Genomic DNA, 5196 nt, shown 5'->3' with positions numbered 1-5196 from the left:
ATTCGATGGGTTCAAAAACAGTGAGAATGCGCTCAGTGACAGAGGGGTCGTAGGGACATTCAGATCCGCGATCGAGATAGAGGTCGTAGAACCAGCAGTACAGTCACAGCAATCGAGATCGGACCGGTGATGTTAAAAAATACCCAATCAAAGGGTTGACCAATAGGTGCGGGGCAATCGCGTGCTGAGATAACCCAGTTCACAGCCGCGGGAAGATCCGGAAAGTCGACCCAGCCACGCGGATCGTCACATAGTAACTTGCCGCGATAAATTGCCTGCGCGTGATACAGACAAACCGACAAACCAAACAAAACAACAAGTCCCGCGTTCGTGAAACGGTCGAGCATTTTCAGCAAAAACCATATCAAAAGCAGCTTCAGGACCGTTGTTACCGAATAGGTAAGAAGCAGAGTAGCGGAAAGATCATTCACACGGTGCACTCAAACCAATCATTGGTCACTTGTCGAGGCATAGCCGAAAGACCAAAGCCTTCCGCTGACCCCCGCAAGGCTTTTCAGCCCTGCGATATCTGAGGTCGCCGGGCTGCTAAGCCTTGCTTCCGTCGCGCTCTGTGGTGACACTTCTGCTTTGCAAACCCGGTGACATTTCTACTTGGTTGCAACACTGACTCCGCCAAAATCCTTCACTCCGGCTGCCAGTCATCGTCGAGCGAGGATTGCACTCCGCTATCTGTGATCGAAGCATAGTGCGTGGCGGTTTCGGTACCCATTTCTGTACCGTCCCCAGACATGTAGGCCTGCGCGAACTCGGTACGCTTGAATACGGATCCATCAAGTTCGATTGTGGTGCGATCCTCTGCCGTCGCGCGTGTCACAGAGCCATCATACCAAACCTTGATCCGCGTCCCGTCTGCGATCTGTACCACAACGGCCATCGGCTCGATCTGCACACCCAGCCAACCGTCATCGGTGTCCCGCCGCGCGATGATCTTGTCAGACCGGAACTTGACCTGAACATCGCCCGACAAACTGTTGCCGCTTGATTTCAGAACAACAAAAGCCTCTTGCTCGGCCGGGTTTGGGTGGATCGTAACATTTGCGTTCTTCGGCGGCCAAACCTTGGCGGAGTCGCGTTTCTTGCCCTTCTGGTCGCGGTGAAACCCAACATAGAGCTGGGCCGATTTCCAGATGCGCGTGGCCTTCCTTGAAAGTGCCGTGGATTTTGCAGTCATGTCATCGGACCTTTTAGAACGGATATTTCGGATTGGTGCTTACGGTGGCCATGCGGATCTGACGGAACGAGATCAAAGGGCAAGGTATCAAGGGTGAAGCGCCCAATGGAATACCTATGAAGAAAACCCAGCAGGTAGACCGGATCGGCGGGGTATGGCGCACAGTTCCATGCATGGCGCAGTGCGGCTGCTTCATTAGAAGAATACGCGGCTATGAGACACCTTGCCTCACGCCATTTATCGGCACGTTGTTTCCGGCTGCGTTTCTCTTGCCGTTCCCAATCCACTGCGCGTTTGAACATAACCTCATCTTCACTGGGTTGCTGCTCTGCGATCTGATTGGCCAGCAATGGAAAAGCCTCGCGTTCCTTCTGCTGTTTGCGGCGCAAGGCGGCACGCTTGCGGGGTGTGTCTTCGAAGGCAAAACGGGGCCACATCTTGAACCTCATGGCTCGATCCCTCCCTGCCAGCGGGTGCGACTATTGCGGAGATGCTGAAGACAGGCCACTCGCCCGACTTCTGCATGCATCCCGTTGTCGAGCGCGAACCGATGGCGAGCCTCCCAGTCCCGAACCCAGTCTGCGGCCAAACGGTCGTCAACCCGACCACTCTGAAAAGGATTGTCCTCGAGCAGGAAGCCCTTGCAATGTGCAGCACCGCCATCGGTGGGAGCGCGCAGGGTGTCGTTTTCGTACGCGACCGGATCCACGCCACACCCCATGGGATCGGCGCGGCTGCGGTCGCCTGGCGCTAAGTCAGTCATGATCGCCTCCGTTCGTAGCGGTTTGCGAAAGCTTGAGCTGGCGGGCTTCTTCGATCACGGCGTCGTACATATCGACATGGCCACAAGGGTTCTCCCATGTCTGGATTTCGTACCACTCACCATCCTCGCAGTAGCGTCGAAACACCGGTTTCCCTCTAGGCTTGCCACAGAAGGGACAGGTATTGGTGATCTCAACGGTTTTGATAATCTGCGTGATACTTTGATAGCCGTTGCCCCAAAGGCGGCGCTGCAGGGCGCGATCCAATATGGTGACTTGCATAAGTGCCTCCACTTCAATCGTATGGAATGGTGGTAAGACTGCGGTGAGTGCCGGGGCGGTCAGGGCGCTTCCTTTAACGCGTCGGCATGTGCATCAAGACGCCCGATGAGCGAAGCCATCAGTTCTCTCAGCGATGCCTGATCGGCGAGGACAAGTGCAGCGCGTTGACCAGCTGTCAGGGCAGCGACCTCGGGCGGCTGCGGTTCTGTCATCTGATCCGCGCCTGTCAGAACGCCCATCTTGGCCAGTTCGTCGGTAAGGGGGCGCAACATGTCTGCCATTGCATCAGTATCGGCGCTGTTAGAGGCGGCGGATTTCGCGATGCGCCGCAGCCTGACCACCATCTTTTCAACGCTGCCTTTGTTGGTGTCGTTTTGGAATGCCATTGGTTGTCTCCTGTCGTACCCTGTTGGTTCACGGGGCTTCCGCTCCGGTCGGGTTTCAGTATTCGATGGGTTCAAAAACAGTGAGAATGCGCTCAGTGACAGAGGGGTCGTAGGGACATTCAGATCCGCGATCGAGATAGAGGTCGTAGAAGTTTCCATGCAGGAGGTCGCGCTGACCGGATAGGTTTGGCGCAAAATCTAAGGAGTGGAGATTTCCAAGATGATGACGCCTACTATTGCTGCGACCTGCTTTGTCGCCATTGATCTGAGCAAATCGAAATGGCTTGTGGCGCTTGATGCGCCGCACTTGGCCAAGATCAAATCTGTGCGCCTGGACGGGTTTGATACGCCGGGACTGATCGATCTGGTTCGAACGACTGTTGCGGAGGCGACGGAGCTTTGCGGAGCGGATCAACGACCTGTCGTTTGCTTTGAGACCGGGTACGATGGTTTTTGGCTTCAGCGGCTTCTGTCCAACGAAGGGATCGAGACGCTGGTCGTGGATCCCACGAGCTTCCTCGTGAACCGTAAAGCCCGCAGGGTCAAAACAGATCGCGTCGACGCCGAAGGCATGGTCGTTCTGCTGAAGAACTATTCCTCCGGTGATCGAAAGGCGTTCCGCACGGTGCGTGTTCCAACCGTTGCCGAAGAAGATGCCAAGCGCTTCCACAGAGAACGCAAAAGGTTGATGAGCGAACGCACTGGCCACATCAATCGCATTCGTGCCCTGCTCGCCCTTCAAGGCGTTCGGCACATCAATCCGGCGATGGTGACATGGCGCAAGAGACTGGAAGGCCTCGAGACTGCTGATGGCCGTCCTTTCCCACCTCAGCTGATGCGCGAGGTCGTCCGTTCCTTCGAACGCTTGGAGCTGGCGAACCACATGATCAAGGCTCTGGCAGAGGAACGCGACGAAGCCCTTGCGACTGAATCTGAACAGTTCCCGGAACACGAAAAGGCCGTGCTGCTCGAAGGGCTGCGTGGCGTTGGACGGCACAGCGCGATGCTTCTGTCTGCCGAAGTGTTTGGCCGGGAGTTCAAGAACAGGCGACACCTGTCGTCTTACCTCGGCCTGACGCCCAGCCCCTATTCCAGCGGCGACGTGGAGCGAAGCCAGGGCATCAGCAAAGCCGGAAACCGACCGGCCCGAACCCTCGGGATCGAACTGGCGTGGTGCTGGCTGCGGTACCAACCACAAAGTGCCCTTGCGCGCTGGTTCCGGAAATACACCGCCGAGCGCCCGGGAATGAGAAAGAAAGTTGCCATCGTGGCTCTTGCCCGCAAGCTCATCGTGGCTTTGTGGCGATACGTGGAAACGGGACTTGTCCCGTCTGGCGCGGTTCTGAAGGCGGAGGTGTAAAACGGGATACCAAAACTTCAGAATAACGCGCAACGCCGGATGGTTGAGTGACCGAGAAGATTGATGGTCTTCACAAACCCTGTAGAAGTTTGGTCCCAACCAAGGCGGCTCCATTCCGGGAACGTGAACGGAAATTTGGTTCGGGCAACACGCCCACCGTATGCAAGTCGATGCCACTGGAGTGAGCATATTCGAGGAGCCAAACCAGCGATGCAAAGAAAGAAAAGGCCTTGAAAATGTAATTTCCTCATGCAGATCAATCTTCCAGAACAGTGTGCACCCTTCGATTTTGATCACTCCATCGCTATGATCGCGGTAGGGATCCTTGATTTTGTCGAAGGTCGAAAACGTGGACACGGCCTCTATCGCGGCACGCACAAACTCCGCGCTCCGCGCCTCAACGTTTTGCGACAAGACAAGATTGCCGGTGATGCCTTCGTCATAGCACTTGCGTCGAATACCGCGATTGATGAGGGCACGGCGAAACTGGTCATTCTGGGCGGCGATTAACTTGGCCTGCAGTTTGCGGTTGGTTTCGATTCCCGGGGGTGGTGTGTTTGGCATGTTTCCATCTCCGTAGTGACACCCTGACCTTCAGCCTGCTTTTCCTTTGGATGCGATGGCTGTTCTCAGCGACCGCAGACCCGTGTGGGAACGGCATCAAGGCGGCGGAACACATCATCCATGAGACATACCATACGCATTTCAAATTCCCCGGTGATCACATCGAAGGGGCACCGGGCAAACTCGATCTCATCGGCATCAAGGCCATTGCCGCTGATGTGACCGCAATGTTCACACCGGATTGTGAAATACTGATTGATGCTTCCGCCTTCGACCTCTTCCCAATGATGATGGCGAGCTGTTTTACCGCAATCCGGGCAATCGGTTTCCCAGCTATCGTTGTCCAGTTCATACCCATCCGGTTCAATGCACGCTCCCGGATTGTCGCAAAAAATCCTCGTCATCTTCCTGTCTCCTTGCCCTTCATTCGTCTACTCGGGTTCAGCGCGCGCCCGACCTATCCGCTTTTGCTTCGTTACGATCACAGCAGGGCAAGGAAACGCCCTGCTGGACCAACGTCAGCCACCCGCACCCCTTCTGCGTTTTTCCCCGCAAGGAGGGGGGCCGATGGAAAAAATCCGGAGCTGATCCGGGCGGGGTGGTCAGGCTGAAATCGGGCAAATTTGGGAGGGACCCGCGCTCGCGGGGGAG

At 56.1% G+C, this 5196-nt stretch carries 8 protein-coding genes and 1 pseudogene; 1 reads left to right on the top strand and 8 read right to left on the bottom strand.

The features are described from left to right. Positions 1-59: 59 nt before the first annotated feature. The 6 genes from ACR1XY_RS24055 to ACR1XY_RS24030 all read right to left on the bottom strand — a co-directional run bounded on the left by ACR1XY_RS24055 (position 60) and on the right by ACR1XY_RS24030 (position 2621). A complete protein-coding gene (locus ACR1XY_RS24055; protein WP_480425620.1) occupies positions 60-431 on the bottom strand; it encodes a hypothetical protein in 372 nt (123 codons plus the stop codon). A gap of 212 nt (positions 432-643) precedes the next feature. Beyond that, positions 644-1192: a hypothetical protein gene (locus tag ACR1XY_RS24050; protein WP_480425621.1), complete on the bottom strand. Its 549-nt coding sequence runs from the start codon at positions 1190-1192 to the stop codon at positions 644-646. Beyond that, a complete protein-coding gene (locus ACR1XY_RS24045; protein WP_480453296.1) occupies positions 1189-1641 on the bottom strand; it encodes a hypothetical protein in 453 nt (150 codons plus the stop codon). Before ACR1XY_RS24045 ends, ACR1XY_RS24050 begins: the two co-directional genes overlap by 4 nt. After that, positions 1638-1955 carry a hypothetical protein gene (locus ACR1XY_RS24040; RefSeq protein ID WP_480425615.1) on the bottom strand — a complete coding sequence of 106 codons (318 nt, stop codon included), beginning with the start codon at positions 1953-1955 and terminating at the stop codon, positions 1638-1640. Before ACR1XY_RS24040 ends, ACR1XY_RS24045 begins: the two co-directional genes overlap by 4 nt. Further along, the gene (locus tag ACR1XY_RS24035) at positions 1948-2235 is read right to left on the bottom strand and encodes a hypothetical protein (protein WP_480425616.1); all 288 of its coding nucleotides are present in this window, start codon (positions 2233-2235) and stop codon (positions 1948-1950) included. The genes ACR1XY_RS24040 and ACR1XY_RS24035 overlap by 8 nt, the downstream gene beginning before the upstream one ends. Positions 2236-2294: 59 nt before the next feature. Continuing rightward, positions 2295-2621 (bottom strand): hypothetical protein, encoded by a 327-nt coding sequence (locus ACR1XY_RS24030; RefSeq protein ID WP_480425795.1) that lies wholly within the window; start codon positions 2619-2621, stop codon positions 2295-2297. Positions 2622-2841: 220 nt separating this feature from the next. Here ACR1XY_RS24030 and ACR1XY_RS24025 point away from each other — a divergent pair, with 220 nt between their 5' ends. Further along, the gene (locus ACR1XY_RS24025; RefSeq protein WP_480425094.1) at positions 2842-3981 is read left to right on the top strand and encodes an IS110 family RNA-guided transposase; all 1140 of its coding nucleotides are present in this window, start codon (positions 2842-2844) and stop codon (positions 3979-3981) included. 255 nt (positions 3982-4236) lie between these two features. On the opposite strand, the pseudogene ACR1XY_RS24020 reads toward ACR1XY_RS24025, so the two are convergent. Then, positions 4237-4545 (bottom strand): annotated as a pseudogene (locus ACR1XY_RS24020) (DUF3768 domain-containing protein); the annotation flags it as partial. Positions 4546-4610: 65 nt separating this feature from the next. Beyond that, entirely contained in the window at positions 4611-4949 is a 339-nt protein-coding gene (locus ACR1XY_RS24015; RefSeq protein WP_480425797.1) for a hypothetical protein, read from the bottom strand. Positions 4950-5196 lie beyond the last annotated feature (247 nt).

This window comes from Ruegeria sp. AD11(2025) (assembly GCF_056542405.1).
The sequence above is the reverse complement of the archived record's forward strand: the minus strand, read 5'-3'. Positions and strand labels throughout refer to the sequence as shown.